This window comes from Peribacillus sp. Aquil_B1, assembly GCF_022603275.1.
Lineage (GTDB): Bacteria > Bacillota > Bacilli > Bacillales > DSM-1321 > Peribacillus.
The window spans coordinates 471,755-488,299 of the sequence record NZ_JAKXEE010000003.1 but is presented as its reverse complement, the minus strand read 5'-3'; the positions used below and the strand labels follow the sequence as shown (position 1 = coordinate 488,299).

Annotated in this window: 17 protein-coding genes, 1 tRNA gene and 1 pseudogene; 17 read left to right on the top strand and 2 right to left on the bottom strand. The window is 45.2% G+C overall.

What is annotated here, in order from left to right; all coding sequences use genetic code 11:
- Positions 1-23: 23 nt before the first annotated feature.
- The 16 genes and pseudogenes from MPH60_RS20510 to MPH60_RS20445 all read left to right on the top strand — a co-directional run bounded on the left by MPH60_RS20510 (position 24) and on the right by MPH60_RS20445 (position 13,955).
- Entirely contained in the window at positions 24-389 is a 366-nt protein-coding gene (locus MPH60_RS20510) for a phage tail assembly chaperone (protein ID WP_241589544.1), read from the top strand.
- 186 nt (positions 390-575) lie between these two features.
- Complete coding sequence (locus MPH60_RS20505; RefSeq protein ID WP_241589545.1) at positions 576-2,657, top strand: phage tail tape measure protein; 2,082 nt, start codon at positions 576-578, stop codon at positions 2,655-2,657.
- The gene (locus tag MPH60_RS20500) at positions 2,657-3,319 is read left to right on the top strand and encodes a LysM peptidoglycan-binding domain-containing protein (protein ID WP_241589546.1); all 663 of its coding nucleotides are present in this window, start codon (positions 2,657-2,659) and stop codon (positions 3,317-3,319) included. The genes MPH60_RS20505 and MPH60_RS20500 overlap by 1 nt, the downstream gene beginning before the upstream one ends.
- Positions 3,316-5,175, top strand: a complete 1,860-nt coding sequence (locus MPH60_RS20495) for an XkdQ/YqbQ family protein (protein WP_442957024.1) — start codon at positions 3,316-3,318, stop codon at positions 5,173-5,175. Before MPH60_RS20500 ends, MPH60_RS20495 begins: the two co-directional genes overlap by 4 nt.
- The gene (locus MPH60_RS20490) at positions 5,136-5,459 is read left to right on the top strand and encodes a DUF2577 family protein (protein ID WP_241589548.1); all 324 of its coding nucleotides are present in this window, start codon (positions 5,136-5,138) and stop codon (positions 5,457-5,459) included. Before MPH60_RS20495 ends, MPH60_RS20490 begins: the two co-directional genes overlap by 40 nt.
- Positions 5,459-5,878, top strand: coding sequence for a DUF2634 domain-containing protein (locus MPH60_RS20485; protein ID WP_241589549.1), 420 nt, complete (start codon positions 5,459-5,461; stop codon positions 5,876-5,878). The genes MPH60_RS20490 and MPH60_RS20485 overlap by 1 nt, the downstream gene beginning before the upstream one ends.
- Positions 5,879-6,922, top strand: coding sequence for a baseplate J/gp47 family protein (locus MPH60_RS20480; protein WP_241589550.1), 1,044 nt, complete (start codon positions 5,879-5,881; stop codon positions 6,920-6,922).
- On the top strand, positions 6,919-7,488 hold the full coding sequence (locus MPH60_RS20475) for a YmfQ family protein (RefSeq protein WP_241589551.1): 570 nt from the start codon (positions 6,919-6,921) through the stop codon (positions 7,486-7,488). The genes MPH60_RS20480 and MPH60_RS20475 overlap by 4 nt, the downstream gene beginning before the upstream one ends.
- A gap of 15 nt (positions 7,489-7,503) precedes the next feature.
- Positions 7,504-8,409, top strand: a complete 906-nt coding sequence (locus tag MPH60_RS20470; protein ID WP_241589552.1) for a pyocin knob domain-containing protein — start codon at positions 7,504-7,506, stop codon at positions 8,407-8,409.
- 16 nt (positions 8,410-8,425) lie between these two features.
- Positions 8,426-8,779, top strand: coding sequence for a hypothetical protein (locus MPH60_RS20465; RefSeq protein WP_241589553.1), 354 nt, complete (start codon positions 8,426-8,428; stop codon positions 8,777-8,779).
- Positions 8,780-8,781: 2 nt separating this feature from the next.
- Positions 8,782-8,892: a CD1375 family protein gene (locus tag MPH60_RS27840; protein ID WP_272492792.1), complete on the top strand. Its 111-nt coding sequence runs from the start codon at positions 8,782-8,784 to the stop codon at positions 8,890-8,892.
- A 131-nt stretch (positions 8,893-9,023) separates the two neighbouring features.
- Positions 9,024-9,536 (top strand): phage holin family protein, encoded by a 513-nt coding sequence (locus tag MPH60_RS20460; protein WP_241589554.1) that lies wholly within the window; start codon positions 9,024-9,026, stop codon positions 9,534-9,536.
- Complete coding sequence (locus MPH60_RS20455) at positions 9,533-10,330, top strand: N-acetylmuramoyl-L-alanine amidase (protein ID WP_241589555.1); 798 nt, start codon at positions 9,533-9,535, stop codon at positions 10,328-10,330. The genes MPH60_RS20460 and MPH60_RS20455 overlap by 4 nt, the downstream gene beginning before the upstream one ends.
- Positions 10,331-10,386: 56 nt before the next feature.
- Positions 10,387-10,572 (top strand): annotated as a pseudogene (locus tag MPH60_RS27995) (hypothetical protein); the annotation flags it as partial.
- Positions 10,573-10,746: 174 nt separating this feature from the next.
- Entirely contained in the window at positions 10,747-12,594 is a 1,848-nt protein-coding gene (locus MPH60_RS20450) for an Ig-like domain-containing protein (RefSeq protein WP_442957025.1), read from the top strand.
- Between the two features lie 14 nt (positions 12,595-12,608).
- On the top strand, positions 12,609-13,955 hold the full coding sequence (locus tag MPH60_RS20445; RefSeq protein ID WP_241589557.1) for a hypothetical protein: 1,347 nt from the start codon (positions 12,609-12,611) through the stop codon (positions 13,953-13,955).
- A gap of 164 nt (positions 13,956-14,119) precedes the next feature.
- Here MPH60_RS20445 and MPH60_RS20440 read toward each other — a convergent pair whose 3' ends face one another.
- Both MPH60_RS20440 and MPH60_RS20435 read right to left on the bottom strand, forming a co-directional pair.
- Positions 14,120-15,169 (bottom strand): tyrosine-type recombinase/integrase, encoded by a 1,050-nt coding sequence (locus MPH60_RS20440; protein WP_241589558.1) that lies wholly within the window; start codon positions 15,167-15,169, stop codon positions 14,120-14,122.
- 149 nt (positions 15,170-15,318) lie between these two features.
- Positions 15,319-15,392: transfer RNA gene (locus tag MPH60_RS20435), tRNA-Arg, on the bottom strand.
- Positions 15,393-15,617: 225 nt separating this feature from the next.
- Between MPH60_RS20435 and MPH60_RS20430 the strand changes: the two genes are divergently transcribed.
- Positions 15,618-16,469, top strand: coding sequence for a polysaccharide deacetylase family protein (locus MPH60_RS20430; protein WP_245406244.1), 852 nt, complete (start codon positions 15,618-15,620; stop codon positions 16,467-16,469).
- Positions 16,470-16,545 lie beyond the last annotated feature (76 nt).

Here is a 16,545-nt window from a genome sequence, read left to right as displayed (position 1 = left end):
AAACCAAATGGAGGTTTTTATAGATGGATATGCTAAGCAAATTTTTACAAACGGATTTAAACATTGAGAAGCCGGTTTACCTAAAAAGAATTGACGGAGAATTAATCGTTAAGGCAATCGATAGCAAAACACTTACAAGACTTCAAGCGCAAGCTACACACGGAAAAGAAATGGATGAGCAATTATTCGGAGCTGTCTTAGTTTCTCACGCATGTACGAACATGGATTTCGGCGACACGAAAATGCTTGAAAAGTTCGAGGCTTCGGATGCGGCTGACTGCGTACAAAAATGCTTACTTGCAGGTGAAGTTCTGAAGTTGGTTAACGCGATTATGGAAGTTAGCGGATTTAACGACATGACTACGCAGGTGGAAGAATCAAAAAACTAATCCGCGCCGGCGGTGAAGCGTGGCTCTTGCACGCCATATTCCAAAGGCACCACATTACTCCGGACGAGATTCACAATAAACAACCTCGCCAAAGAGCGTTCTTATATGCCTCGATGGAAATGACACTCGAAGCCGAAGAGCTAGAGCGCAAGAAAGAAGCACTAAGACAAGAAAGGAGGTAAAAGCATGAGCTACGAGTTAACGGCTATACTGCGGATGAAGGACCAAATGAGCTCGCAAATACGATCGATTACTTCAAGCCTAAAAGGTCTTAGCAATACAACGAACCAGACACGTGATGCAAACGGAAAGCTACGGGATGAATTCGGCAGATTCGTAAACCAGGGCGGGCGGGCAAATGCTACATTCGGCGCGATGTCGGGAACGTTGTTAGGACTTGCGGGCGCAGCCGGAGCGGTAGGCGTTGCGATGTCATCCGTTAATAAGGCGATGGACTTCGAAAGTCAGATGTCGAGTATCAAAGCATTAACCGGAGCTTCCGGCGCAGAAATGAAAGAAATGACGGACTTGTCGCTTAAGATGGGTACGCAAACGAAATACTCAGCGCTAGAAGCGGCGCAAGGTATCGAAGAATTACTTAAGGCGGGACTAACGCCAGCGGCAGTAAAAGCGGGCGGACTCGAATCGGCCTTAAACCTCGCAACAGCGGGCGGATTAGATTTAGCGAAAGCTTCCGAAATCATGTCCACGGCACTAAATTCGTTTAAAGACGATGCTTTAAGTGCGGAGCAAGCTTCGAACATACTAGCAGGAACCGCAAACGCTTCGGCTACATCGGTCGAAGAATTACAGTACGGATTATCGCAAGTATCCTCAGTAGCGGCCGGCATAGGGATGTCGTTTCAAGATACGAATACAGCGCTCGGACTATTCGCCAATAACGGGCTTAAGGGATCCGATGCAGGTACGTCACTTAAAACGATGTTATCGAATTTACAGCCGAAAACTAAAGCGCAAACGGAGGCTTTCTTCGACCTCGGCTTAATGGCTGAAAATGGAGCGAATGCCTTTTTCAATGCGCAGGGTGAACTAAAAAGCCTAAGCGACATATCCGGGCTATTACAGAAGTCAATGAAAGGTATGACAGATCAACAACGTATGTCTACACTAGAAACACTATTCGGAAGCGATGCGATAAGGGCTGCGAATATCCTCTACGCAGAAGGAACCAGTGGAGTAAAAGACTTTAACGCGGAAATGTCGAAAGTAACCGCGCTAGACGTGGCGAAAGAAAAAATGAACAACGCGGCGGGCGCAGTTGAGCAGTTTAAGGGCGCACTCGAAACGTTACAAATATCCGTACTAACGCCGTTATTACCTGTTATCAAAGACGGGGCGAATGCGATGTCCGAATGGGTATCAAACTTAAAGCCGGAGACGATTGCGGCGTGGGGCGAAAACATTAAGACGAGCGCACAATCAGCGTTAGATTTCGCAATCATGATAAAGGACAATTGGGGACCGATTAAGGAAACCGTTATTTCCATCAGCGCCGGATTAGTCACACTTAAAGCCGGATTAGTAGCGATGTCAATTATCGAGACAGTAACTACGATGATGAAAGCATACAGAACGGCGACAGTGGGCGCGACAACAGCGCAGGCATTACTCAACGGAGTGCTTTTCGCTAATCCAATCGGGCTAGTCGTAGCAGCTTTGGCTTTACTGGTTGCAGGCGGAGTCTACGTATATCGCAATTGGGATAAGGTGAAGGCGAAAACATTAGAGCTATGGAATAAACTCGGCGTGCTAAAGGGTGCAGTAATCGCAATGCTCGGGCCATTCGCGCAAATCGCGTTCGCGGCAGTTAAGATATATCAAAACTTCGATACGATTAAATCGAAAGCCGGAACGATGGTAAACAGTGTCATATCGAACGTGAATAAAATGATCGGCGTTCTAAACAAAATACCGGGCGTAAATATACCCATTGTACCTATGGTCAATTGGGGAAATATTACAAGCGCACCTGAGTACAGCGCATCAAGGGGCCAAGGACGACAGACTTCCCACGCGGGCGGTTTATCGTATGTCCCGAAAGATGGTTACGGAGCCAGTCTTCACAAAGGCGAGGCGGTTTTAACTAAGCAAGAAAATAAAGAGTACAGAAGCGGAAGAGGCGGGGCTACCTACAACTTCACCGGCGATATTAACGTAAACGGAGTCGGCAGTTCGAAAGAAGCAGCGCAAGAAATAATGAAATATATTGCGGACGAAGTACAAGCAGCGGGAGGTGCAGGTGCATAATGAGCAATGAATACTGGTTAATCAAAGGTAAAGATAAGCTTCGCCTGCCCGTTAATCCCGTAAGTAATGCGTATATATCTCCGTTCGGGTACGAGGAGGTCGAGGTCGAAGGGTTAGGCGAAATCACAACGATTAAGAAACGGGGCTTACGGGAGTTCGAAATCTCTTCATTCTGGCCCCGCGAGTATAATCCTTCCTATTGCGGATACAAGGATTTTATTAAGCCGAGTGCATTCGTTACGAAAATCGGTTCATGGCGTAATGATCGCGAGCCTATTCGCTACGTTGTAACGGGGGCAGGCGGAATAAATGTCGAGGTTACAATTCGCGACTTTCAAATCGAGCCGGAACGGGCCGGAAATCCTGGCGATATATACTTTACGATACCCTTAAAAGAGTGGCGCGAAGTAAAGGTCGAAAAGGTAAAGGTTGCAAAACCGAAGCCTAAACCGAAACCACGACCGCCAAAACCGAAGCCGAAGCCGCCAAAGATGTATGTAGTCAAGAAAGGCGATTGTCTATGGAATATCGCGAAGAAGAAGTCTATATACGGCGATGCGATGAAGTGGCGTAAAATCTATAATGTTCCGGCGAATAGGAAAGTAATCGGCAGGAATCCGCACTGGATTTATCCTGGTCAAAAGTTGGTGATTCCGAAATGAGTTTTTCAGTTCGGTATTACGAAAGTTCGTCGAGCTATACACGATTGGGCGAGTTTATAACTTCGCTAACGTGGTCCGGTGAGACTACGCAAGTAAGCCGTAAAGTCGATATCTCTATGCACAATACGATTAACGGTACAACTAAAGCGGTTAACGTAGAGGTCGGAAAAGAGATTCGTTTGTATAACAACAGCAAAGAGATATTTCGGGGCGTTGTCTTTTCGACTCAAATCGAAAGCAAGGGATCCTTTTCGTTTACGGCGTGGGACTACAATTACTACCTTACGAAGAATACAGACTCGATAAAATTCGTTAAGGATAAAGCCTCGGAGATTATAAAAACAATATGCAAACGGTACGATATTCCTTACGGCCATATCGACGATACTGGCTACGTTATCCCGAAGCTAATACTTCGCGGCAAAACGCTTTACGACATGATCACTATAGCCTTGACCGAGACTCGAAAGAAGACCGGCAAGGTTTTTTTGCTTGGAAATGAAGGCGGAAAGCTAGTACTTCGCGAACGCCAAACGCAGGTCAAGCGATTAATTATACAAGATGGGGCGAACTTGCTTAGTGCTTCCTATTCGGAGTCAATCGAGGATTTACGTAACAGCGTGAGAATCACCGGAAAAACTGGCGAGGAATCTAAGGGCGTTACAGTAAGCGATTCGGCATCCGTTAAGAAGTACGGCTTAATGCGGGAAAAAGAGCACGAAAGCGAGAAGACAGATTCGCAGCTTAAACCGATTGCCAACGCACTACTTAAGGAGCTCAACAAAGTCGAGAAAGATTCGAGCGTAGAAGCAATCGGAGACGATTCGATTATCGCAGGCCGCATGGTCCAGGTAAGCGAAAAGATGACCGGAATTAGCGGGGGATTTTACGTTATAACCGATTCTCATTCGATAGATGCTAACGGCTTGCATCGGATGTCGCTACAAGTTTCGAAAACGTTAGAACTTAACGAAATCGAATACGAGCCACCGGAGGAGCCTGCGAAGGATAAGCCGCAAGACAAGTACGTAGCAGCCGAAGGAAAGAAAATCGTCGGTATTGCTTATACAGGCGGGTACGTGGCTACAGCTTACGCCCCTTCACTTGGCGGAATTAATAGCAGCGGAACCGGCTTAACGGCTAGCGGTACGAAGGTAGTAGAAGGGCGGACAATTGCGGTCGACCCTAACGTTATCCCTTACGGATCAATTGTCGCGATTTATGTACCGAGTGCAAACGAGTATTCCGGCTTATATCTTGCGGAAGACACCGGTGGAGCGATTAAGAATAAGCGAATTGATATTGCCGTTAAAGCCTCGAAAGCGATGGCGTTCGGCGTTCGGAATGTACAAATTAAAGTACTAGAACGCGGGAAAGGGCGCTCAGATGCACGGAGCAAGGCGAGTAAGTGGAGCAGTATCGAAAGGAAATGGATTGAGAAACTTTCGGGCAGCGCAGCATCCGGAAGTGCTTCGATGGATAAAGCGGCTAACGTAGTCAGATTAGCGCGAAGCTTTAAAGGTCAAATTCGTTATGTATTCGGAGGTAAAAGCATCGTAAACGGAACAGGTGACTGCTCAGGCTTTACGTACTACGTGTTTAATCGTGCTATCGGCATGAATATCGGACACGGAACTTCGACTCAAATACGAAAAGGTAGGCAAGTTTCGAAAGCGAGCGCACAGGCTGGCGACTTAGTTTTCTTCAAAGGTACGTATCGAGCGGGCGTTTCGCACGTTGGTATCGTAACAAGGCCGGGCTACTGCATGAGCTTAGCATCATCCGGCTGTAAAGAGCACAGCTATACGACAGGTTATTGGGGGAGTCACTACATGGAGATAAGGAGGGTGCTATAACGATGGAAAAACGAATGAATAAAATCGAAGGTTCACCGGCTAGTCAAATAATACAATTAATGCGAAAGCACGGACGAAACAAGGATATAACAATCGAGGTCGGAACGGTCGTATCGCCATCGCCTAGCCTTTCCGTAAATGTTGACGGGATAGTGCTCGACTCTGACGACTTAATCGTATCGCAAACGGTGGCCGATAGAGGGCTCGCGATGGGCGATGCAGTTATCGTAATCAGCGACGACGACACGCAGTTTTATTTCGTAATCGATAAGGCGGTGATTTAATGGCGTTAACACCAGAAAGTTTTATACCGGAAACTAACGAAGAGGAAACGGAAGAGATAACGGAGCCTTCGAAAACGTGGGCGATTGATTTCGCGAACGGTACGATTGGCGGCTATATCGACGAGGAGTTAGCCTTGCGGCAGTTTGTCATTAAGGCACTTCTAACAGAGCGGTCGAAGTACGCTATCTATTCGGATGACTACGGAAACGAACTGCAGGAATTAGTCGGCGAAGACTTTTCGCCTGCGCTACTTGATTCCGAAATCCCGCGAATGGTGTACGAAGCCCTCGCGTATGACGAAAGAATAGAAGATATAGCGGATATAGAATACACACGCAGCGGCGACAAGCTATATGTAAGTTTTACAGTCGTTCCCGTTGCAGGCGTGTCGCAATTTACGGAGGAGGTGGCGATATAAATGGCTTACGAAGAAATGACACCGGAGCAACTACTCGAAACAATGCTCGATAGCATGGATTCGGCAATAGATAAGCGGGAAGGATCGGTCGCACACGACTTAGTATTTCCGGCTGCAATCGAAATCGCAAATAATTACGTCGAACTTGACTCAGTACTCGGCCTAGGATTCGCAGAAACAACGGAGGGCATTTTCCTCGATATGCGGGCGAGCGAGTTTGGCGTAGTACGAAAGCCGGCAGTTAAAGCGCAGGGCGTTGTTGAACTAAGGGGTCCGGAGGATTTACCAATCCCGGCAGGAACGCGAGTGCAAACAGATTCGGAGATATTTTTCGTCACACTTGAGGACGATGTACTGCCAGCTGCAGTTATGGTCGAAGCAGAGGTCGGAGGAATTGACGGGAACGTAGCGGCTGGCGACATTACATCGCTAGCGCCTGGCGATTTATACGGAATAGTTACGGTATACAATGAGTTTAACTTCGACGGGGGATCGGATGAAGAGGACGATTTATCGCTACTAACACGGCTTAAGGACCGCGTACAAAAGCCAGTTACTTCGGGCAACGCGAATCACTATCGACAATGGGCGTTAGAAGTGGCAGGGATTGGAGATGCGAAAGTATATCCGGTTTGGAATGGCGGGGGCACGGTTAAGGTCGTTTTACTTGATACAGAAAAAACGGCACCTTCGGCGAGCGTTATTACTCAGGTAAGGGACTATATCGAAACGAATCGCCCTATCGGAGCAACTGTTACCGTAGTCGGGGCGAGCGAACTTGCTATCGGCGTTACGGCTACGCTTACGTTAAAAGCCGGGTCTTCGTTAGCGAATGTCACAGCGCAATTTAACGAGGGGCTTACGGAATACTTAAAGTCCGTCGCATTTACTGGCGAGGCGATCCGTTATACACGTATTGCAAATCTAGTCCTTGATGTTCCCGAAGTTATTGACTATACAAACTTAAAAGTTAACGGAGGAATCGTAAATATAACGCCGACAGCGGACCAAGTAGGTATAACGGGCGTGGTGACATTCACATGAACAGGAACATACGCGATATAAACCAAGCCATGCACGACTATATACCACGCTACTATGACGAGATTCGTGAAGCTAATGCGGTTATCGACGCAGAGTCGGCCGTTATTGCGAAACTGAATGCAGATACGAACGACGTACTCGATCAATTCTTTATCGATACGGCTACGTGGGGCCTAGCGAATTGGGAACGTTTCGCTGGCGTGCCCGTGGACGAAAGCAAGCCGTTAAGCCAGCGTAGGGGATTCGTAAAGTCAAAGATTCGCGGCGTTGGTATGGTGACGGTGAGCTTGATTAAGAGTGTAGCGGAATCCTACGTTAACGGCGAGGTCGTGATTATTGAGGACAACGCCAATTATAAGATAACGGTCAGGTTTGTCGGCAAGCTCGGCGTGCCTGATAATCAGCCGGATATTGAGAAAGCTTTACGCGACATTATCCCGGCACACTTGGCGGTAGCATTCGAATTTACCTACGCGACATATACGCAGCTTAAAGCGAAGTACGCGAGCTACACGGCATTAAAAACAAGCGCCAAAACGTACGGATTTATATTAACGGACAAATAACAGAGGAGGCGGAACATGGCTACTACAAAATTAGGACTGCCAATAATCACGGACAATATGACAGCGGATGTAGTGCGGGATATGAACGCACTAGCAAACGGAGTCGATGCGAAAGTCGGAGTCGCGAACGGATTGGCTACGCTAGATACTGGCGGAAAAGTACCAACAACTCAGATACCGGCATCTATAGAAACGACTTCGGGATCGACAAGTAAAGCGGGTACGGCTGAGACTAACGCAATTAATTTCGCTAAGTCGTTCGGTCTAGGCGATGTTGCAAAAGTTATTACGAATACGGATTTAAACGCTTTAGATGCTACAGGATTTTATATCGGAACTAATCTAACAAACTCCCCGAACGCTGCGAATCTTTATTACGTCATCAATATGAAGTATGGCGTAAACGCAAGGCATCAGATGTCTTTCCGAAACTCGAATACTGCTTATATGGAACTTTTCATGCGTAACCAAACTAACGGGGCCTGGACAGCGTGGAAGCAACTCGAAACAACCGAAGGAGCGCAAGCGAAAGTAAACGCATTGAGAGCGGAGCTTTATACTCAGGAAGTTTTATGGTCTGGCGGAGTCTATCCAATGGCCGCCGATACTGTTACACCTGCGAAAAAATTATCCGAATGTCGTACCGGTTGGATATTGCTATGGAGCGATTACGATGTCGGTGCGGGGTCTAACGATTATCAATTTGTTTCGACCTTCATTCCGAAAGAATTCCCGAACATGTTCCCAGGGGTTGGCGCAAGTATGTATTGCTCTATACCCGGCTTTATAAGTGAAGATAAGCTCGAAACAACGATTAAGCAGATAACAGTTACCGATTCAACGATAAAAGGCAACGACATAAATAAAAACAGCTTCGCGAAATCTGACGATGCAGTCTTACGTCGTATCATATCGTTCTAAAAAAGGGGTGGAATAAATGCAGGTTTTCATAAATGTCGACAAGGATAAACGTGTTTGCGGTTGGGGAAGTACTCGCGGTAATGCCTCCGATATCGAGGTAGTAGTTACAGACGACCACGAACTTTTAAGGAATCCGTTCATTTTCACGTATTCAAACGGAAAGCTAGTGAAGGATGCCGAATATCAAAAAAGTCTAATCGCAGAGAAAGAAGCAGCGAAAAACGCACCTACGGAAATGGAACTTTTAAAAGAGGAAAATCTCGGATTGAAGTTGGTAATCGCAGAAATGGCGGAAGAAAGAGAAGCTGATCGGAACGAAACTCAATTGGCTATAGCGGAATTAGCCGAACTAATATCGGGAGGTGCTTGATTATGGTGAAAATATACTACGACTTGATTCACGCAGGACTAAGGACTATCGAAAAGGTTCCGGTACGTTGGAGAGCGGAAGTGCAAGCTCTACTTGACGCGGACGAAGCTTAATCGACTTAAATAAACGCACAAAAAAGGCCGCCCCTACCGTTGAAGAGAGAGGCGACCTTTTTGCGTGGCTTGAACCACTACCTAAATATACTAAAGGCGGTGTAATAGTGCAACAGAAAGGAGCAAATAAAATGTTTAAGCTTACACTTTTTTCGAGCATGGTCGGAATTCCGTTAACCTTTTTATTCGGAGCGTGGACACCGTTACTAGGCGTATTGCTTGTAATGATCGTATTAGACATCCTTACAGGTGTCGCAAAAGGATTTTACGATAAAGCACTTAGAAGCCGGAATATGTCACAAGGCATGATGCGGAAAGCCGGGATTATCGTAGTCCTCATAATCGCAAATATGCTTGATATCGTAATGTTCGCGGGTATGCCGGTGGCTAAAACCGCAGTAATCTCGTTTTATATCGGCATGGAGGGCTTAAGTATCCTCGAAAACTTAGGCTTAATGGGCGTTCCGTTACCTTCGTTTATTAAAAAATATTTACTTGTCTTGAAGGAAAAGGCGGACACCATCGAAGTAAAACAGGTCGAGCAGATAATCGTTAAGCAGGGCGAAGATGGAGTACAGATGGAAACTACGACAATCGAAGAGATAACCGAAACTAAAACAATCGAAAAGGAGCCGACAAAATGAATAAATTCGTAATTTCGAGTGGTCATGCTAAGTATGTCAGTGGAGCGGTGGACATTTTAAACGAGGTTTTCGAAGCGCGTCGGGTCGTAAGTAAGGTAACGGACTATATGAAAGAATTAGGTTGCAGCGTAGTCGAATACCACGATAATACTTCGCGGACTAAACGCGATAATGTTAACGGAATCGTACGGTACCATAACAGCAAGGAACGCGACCTGGACGTATCCGTTCATTTTAACGCAGGGACGAAGGAAATCGGCGGCGTGGAAGTCCTTTATCTTTCTAGCGGAAACAAAGCAATTGCCGCAAAAGTATCGAAGGCAATCGCGGAAGCTATCGGGATTAAGGACCGCGGAGCTAAGAAGCGGGAAGACCTCGGCTTTTTGAACGGCACGCATAAACCGGCTATTCTTATCGAGGTTTGTTTCGTTGATACTGCGACAAACGCCGAAGCATATCTTAAGAACTTCGATAAATGTTGTCGTGCGATTGCGGAATCACTTTCGGGCAAAGAGATAAAAGAAACGCCGAAGCCGGAAGTTAAGCCCGTAAGCAAGCCGTTAAGTAAGCCCGCAAGTAAGCCGGTAGTCAGCGCTAAGGGTACGGTTAAGGTTTTAGTCGATGGCCTTTGGTTCTACGATAAAGCCGACTGGAATGCCAAGAAAGCGAAGGTCAATAAGGGCGAAGTTTTTACGGTAGTCGGATCCCTGACAGTCAGTGGCTCGAAAATGTACAAACTGAAATCAGGGAATTTCATCACAGCCGCAGCGCAGTACGTCAAATATACAAAATAGATGATTGTGGCGACCTTAGCGGGTTGCCTTTTTCATATACAAAAGGAGGATAACCGATGTCGTTTGATTTCAATCTTAATATCGACGGACTCGTTCAAGGGAATAACGGGAACGTATTTAACTTCACAGTCAAAAATAATGGATTGGTCGTCCCTATCGTCGGGGCAACGGTCGAGGTGGCGATTAGAAGAGGAAACCAGGTCTACGTTAAAGAGGCGGAGATTATAGATGGCCCGAACGGGAAATGCCGGTTTGTACTAAGTAACGCGGATCTGTCCGCCCCTGGTCAATACTATTTTCAACCTACGGTATTTTTCGCAAACGGAACCGTCTATTCTGACATTGCGCAAAAATTTAAAGTAACGGAGAAATTGGCAGGAGAGCCGGCCCTACCTCCGTCCACTGCACCGTTAAGCGTGTGGAGTCGATTCGGTGTGAATGAAAACGGAAAGCCTACGTTTGATGGAGATGAGATCGCTGATACCGTTGAAAATACCGTGTCAAGAACTGAGTTTGACGAAAGCTTCAGTAATCTGGACGAGAAGGTGGCGGGGTTGGCAACAAAGAACGAACTAGCCAGTAAAATTTCTACAGTAAACGGAGTTGCACCTGATGCGAACGGGAATGTAGTAATTTCAGGAGGTGGTACCGGAAACGGTATTGTTACAAGGGACGTAACAACTGGGGAATCATTCACTATAGGAAGTGGAGCACCACCAGCAAACACCGCGCCAGTTTTATCAAGTTCGTTCAATCTTGCTGCTACCGATGATCTAACAGCCGTTTCCATACCTTATACAATAACGGATAATGGAGCGGGTTTTTTAACTGTTGTTCAATCGATTGACGGGGTTAACACTTCGGTTTCACTATCCAAAGGGGCGAATACCTGGAATGTTGGGCTATTGGCTGTTGGTACGCACACGTTAACGTTAAAAGCTACAGACTCCGAAGGGTTAGCAAGTAATACATTATCCTTCACTATAGCGGTAACGGCTCAGTCATCTAACGCAGCGCCTGTTATATCTAGTTCATATACTCCAGGAGCTATTGACGATCAAACAAGCGTTTCTATTCCGTATACAGTTACGGATGACAAAACGGCAAGTTTGACTCTTACTAAAACCATTGACGGAGTAACAACAACTGCAACAATTAGTAAGGGAGCAAATACGTGGGTGGTTGGTACACTTGCAGCTGGAACACATACCCTTACGTTAAAAGTGACGGATTCCGAAGGTCTTCAAAGTAACACATTGACATTCACTATTACCGCGACCGCACAAGTGGTTAATAAAGCCGTTACAGGGGTTACATTGAATGCAAGCACGTTGAACATTAATAAAAATACAACATCCCAATTGACCGCAACGGTTGCGCCAGCTGATGCAACCAATAAAGCCGTTACGTGGTCAAGTTCTAATCCAGCCGTTGCAACGGTAAACAGTAGCGGATTGGTTACGGGTGTAACAGAAGGGAATGCAATCATTACCGCAACTACAATAGATGGGGGCTTTACAGCAACTTGTAGTTATACGATTATTGTTACCAATTTTGACGGTACACAAAATGCCTATATTAACGGATCATACATGTATGTAAATCCAGAGACTATATTGGATGCAGACATAGCATTAAGACCAGAGGGAGAACCAAGCCACATTTATTTCTCCATGTCCCCTACTTTAACAAAAGTGAATTTAGCTTTAAGTGCAGCAACAGAAAGTAACGCTGCCAATGTATTCAATGGGGTTATTCCATACGCAGGCGCCCAACCATTAAGTAACTTTACAAGTGGAACGGTTGACTGTCCTGATGTTTGTTATATCACCAATCAAAACACGGTTTATCTAAGAATTCCTGCGTCCCTATACGCCAGTAATTCAAATAAAATACAACTTGCTCTATTCAGTATTTCGAATAGGTTACCTATATTAAACGGTCCAGCGAATGAAACAGTAGTAATAACGGACGCCATCATTGATGCCATTCCGTCACTGAGTACGATCACGGTTGTTAATGGAATGCATAGTGGGTTTGCGAATTTAAGTGCAGGGTTAGGGGCGAATACTTCCATTACAGCAGGTGTAAACTCCATTTGCGGAAGGTATATTTCAACAACAGATACCAAGGAAACATGGTACGTTAACGCTACCACTCGACTAAACTTTAAGATTCCTCAAAGTAAAATGCCTACTTGCAATTTGGTAAATGTCAAACAGTATCTAAAAGATAATCGACTAACATTCTGGATAGCTAAATAAAGGAGAGTGGTATTATGGAGGCGAAAGTCCAAGTCATTGAAGGAGTATATCCTGTTACATTAGGCGAAGCTGTTTATATTTCACCTACTAAAACATTGAAACAGGCGATAGATGACGGAAGCATAGGCGGTGGCGGGAGCGTAACGACGAACGCGAATTTTGTAACGAATTCATTCGTCCTATGTGGTGATATATTATTCAAACCGGATGGGAATAAATCCGTCACAATAACGTTAAATGCGGATTTATCTTTAAATCGAATAATGGTAGTGACTTTTTCAAATGGGACCGTTAGACAGGAAACTATACCGAGTCCTTTTGTATTGCAAGACAAAGAATACATGGTCTGGAATGCAACGAACGGATTTCAGATTAAATCACAGTTAGGCGGGATTAAAGTACCTTTTGATAGCGTATTAGTCGCTATGAATTGGGATGGGAAAATAACGGGCGGAATAGTCTTTAGTATATACCAAAGAAGATACCCGTTATATGAAAAAGAATACTCATTAAGATTTAATGAAAAATCAATTGGTTCGGGTAAAACCTATCATTCTATGTTCGTTTGTGATGATGAATTAATCACGCTTGAAGTGCCATCTTTGGGCGCTTCGAATGTGTTTTCGTTGCCTGATTTAACACCTGTAAAATCGTTTAATGTGTCTTTAGTGGAAACGAATGCTGATTTAACCACAAGTGAATTGCGTTTGGTTGCATCCGACTATAATCAAAATGTGAGGGCTTTGATTATGGGGAATTCTACAAATTCCTTGTCCGAAGAATATATGAAAGGTTATATTTTTTATGAAGCAGATAAATGGAAAAACTCAACTAATACAGTAACATTTGATAATTGCGGACTATACACCAAGTTAGATTTTTTATCAGCGTTATTCCCTGGTCAAACGACAGCTAAAATGTGCTGGGCAGCAGAGGACGATATGGCTTATTTAACCACAACAAACCTCCAATACGTTCATAAACTTCTGTTAGGGGTAGGAACCAACAAACTCGAAAACGGAGTTTACGATTACAACGCTTCAAAGAGGTATAACGGAACGTACAAGATCGTTAAAACATATACACAAGACGTTGTTAAATTTGGAAATAAAGACTTGCAATTTTATAACGGTGCTTTGTGGTATCCGATCAAGTACACCGCGGGAGGTTACAAGATTTGTAAGACATATTTGTCATCAGAAAGCGGACAAATTAAATCCGATTTGATTATTTACAACCCTATTGGGCAAGATGGCAACCCTTTATTAACAGGAAGCCCAGAAGGGATAATGATTTATAAAGGAAAAGTATATTGTGGTCATGCTACTTATCCTCAAATTTATTCGTTTGATGTAATCTAGTGCATCTTTGGAAAAACGGCTGGCGCTTCGGCGCTGGCTTTTATACATATCGGGTGCTTGTAGGGCGCCCTCAGAGCGAATTAACTTTCGTTTGACATACGAATAACCCGTCTCATTTCGTTAGAGGCTTAAATAGAAAAAGCGACCGCAATGGCCGCCTTGTTTTAAACTCGTTTCGTCCGATTAAGGATGCGTCGAACGGGCGAGAATTTATTATGTTGTTCCCGAACGTGTTCGCTATCCATTTGCACATACTTACGCGTGGTCGTTATATCCGCATGGTCGAGGATCCGTTGAAGGGTAAATAAATCTCCGCCATTTAAAATATAATTACGTGCGAAGGTATGTCGGAATTGGTGAGGGTGCAGTCGTTCTATTCCGAGCTTCCTTTTCAGCCGGTTAAGTCTACGCCTAAAAGCATCGTCGGTAAACGGCTCGCCATACGCATTCATAAAGAGCATACTTTCTTCGCCGAAATATGACTGCGTTTCGTCCAATAATTGCCGAAGCCTTTTCGCAATCTCGCGGCTGATTGGTATTTCGCGATGCTTCCGATTCTTGGCTATTTGCGAAGGAACCGAAACGGACAACTGCCGGAAATCAACTTGGTCGGCGGTTAGCGCCAGGGCTTCGCCTATTCGCATGCCCGTATCGAGTAAAAGGAGTATCAGCGTTTTATCGCGCCATTGAGCGAACTGGCTATCGTCATATGAGGCGAGAATAGCATCGACCTCCTCGTCGGGTAATCCCGGCACCTCTTCGCGTTCATCGCCTTTTATCTGCGCGATATTCTCCATAGGATTTACGTTAATCAATCCTTCGACCGTTAAAAAGCGAAACATCGTCTTAAGCGTTCTAATCCGAATATTAATCGTACTAACGGATAGCCCTTTACTTTTACGTATTCGCTGCGTATCTTCCGCATACGGAGTCCGATCGGTCCGAAGGTAGTTAATGTATTCGCGGAGCATGTCGGAAGTAATTTCGTCGATATAACTTACCTCTACGTCGAGCCATTCGGAAAGGTAGCGAACCACGTCGCGGTATCCTTTAACGGTGCCCGGACGTACTCCTTCCGCCTGCTTCGCCCTTACGAATATTTCTAGTGCTTCGTCGATTGAGTACCGTACTTCCGTAAGCTTTTGGTCTACCTTAGTCTTTAGGACATCCGCCGAAGCTTTAGGCCCTCGGCTACCTATATATTTGCGTGTCATTATCGTATAAGCCTCCCGGATATGTCACCGGTGTCCTACGTTCGCCGTATCGGTGTCCTACAGACCACGAGAAAAAACGCTATGTCACCGAATATGTCACCGTTTGATTGTACGGATAACATACCGAAAACATAGCGTTCTTTAATTAGCGTCCCAGATAGGAATCGAACCTACGACCTACAGCTTAGGAGGCTGTCGCTCTATCCTGCTGAGCTACTGGGACATATAAAAAAGTCGACGACTTATTTATTATATTTCTTATAGGCAAACTTTTCAAGCTAATCGCACATACTTATGAAAAAAAATCCTCATAAATGCTTAACAGGTCACTAAACTCTCGTCTTTCCCTTTTTTTCATTTACTGGAATACTTTATTAATCACGAGTTTTCTGGTACTATTTCACTATAAAAAATTAGGAGAATGATAGTGGGGAAATATAGAGTTTTAATGATGGCGGCATTGCTGGGAATTTTGATTTTATCTGGATGCTCACAAGGGATTTTAGAGGGGATAGGCACAAAGACAGCTGTACCGATTGCGGAAGATGAAATTGAAGTGGCCGAAGCGGCTGAGAATGGGACCGGGCAGGATCCGGAGGGACAAATCGATACGGGAGACTGGATAACGGCTGAGTCCCCGGTCCAGCTCCCGATATTGATGTATCACAGCATTTCTGAAGGTAATGACCTTCGGGTTCCAAGAGAGGAATTCCGGTCACAGATGGTTTGGCTTCGGGAGAATGGTTACTATACATTATCCCCTGAAGAAGCATTCCTCGTTTTGACCGAGAATCGGATGCCAAGTGAGAAGTGCGTCTGGCTTACTTTTGATGATGGCTACACAGATAACTACACGGAGGCTTTCCCGATATTAAAAGAAAATGATATGAAAGCAACTGTCTTCATGATCGGGAAGTCCATTGATAAAGGTCTTCACCTGACTGAAAATCAAATGATGGAGATGAGCGGGAATGGGATTTCGATCGAAAGCCATACTATCAACCATTTGGAGCTGAACCGCATGACGGCAGAGCAGCAAGAAGCTGAAATGGTCCAGTCGAAGAAGCTATTCGACCGTATTCTCGACCAGGACACGACAGTGCTTTCCTATCCGGTTGGCCGGTATAACGAAGAGACTCTCAGGCTGTCAGAAGAAGCTGGATACAAGATGGCAGTCACTACCGAACCTGGGGGAGCTTCAAGGGAACAAGGGATGCATGCCCTGCATCGAGTTCGGATTTCACCCGGGTTATCAGACGATGGGTTTGCGTCACTGATTGAAAATGCTTCAAATCATTGAAGGTGGAAGGATCATTTCGAACCTGTTCAGAAAAATCATATAATAATCGATTCTTACATGGTGTATAATGAAGGCA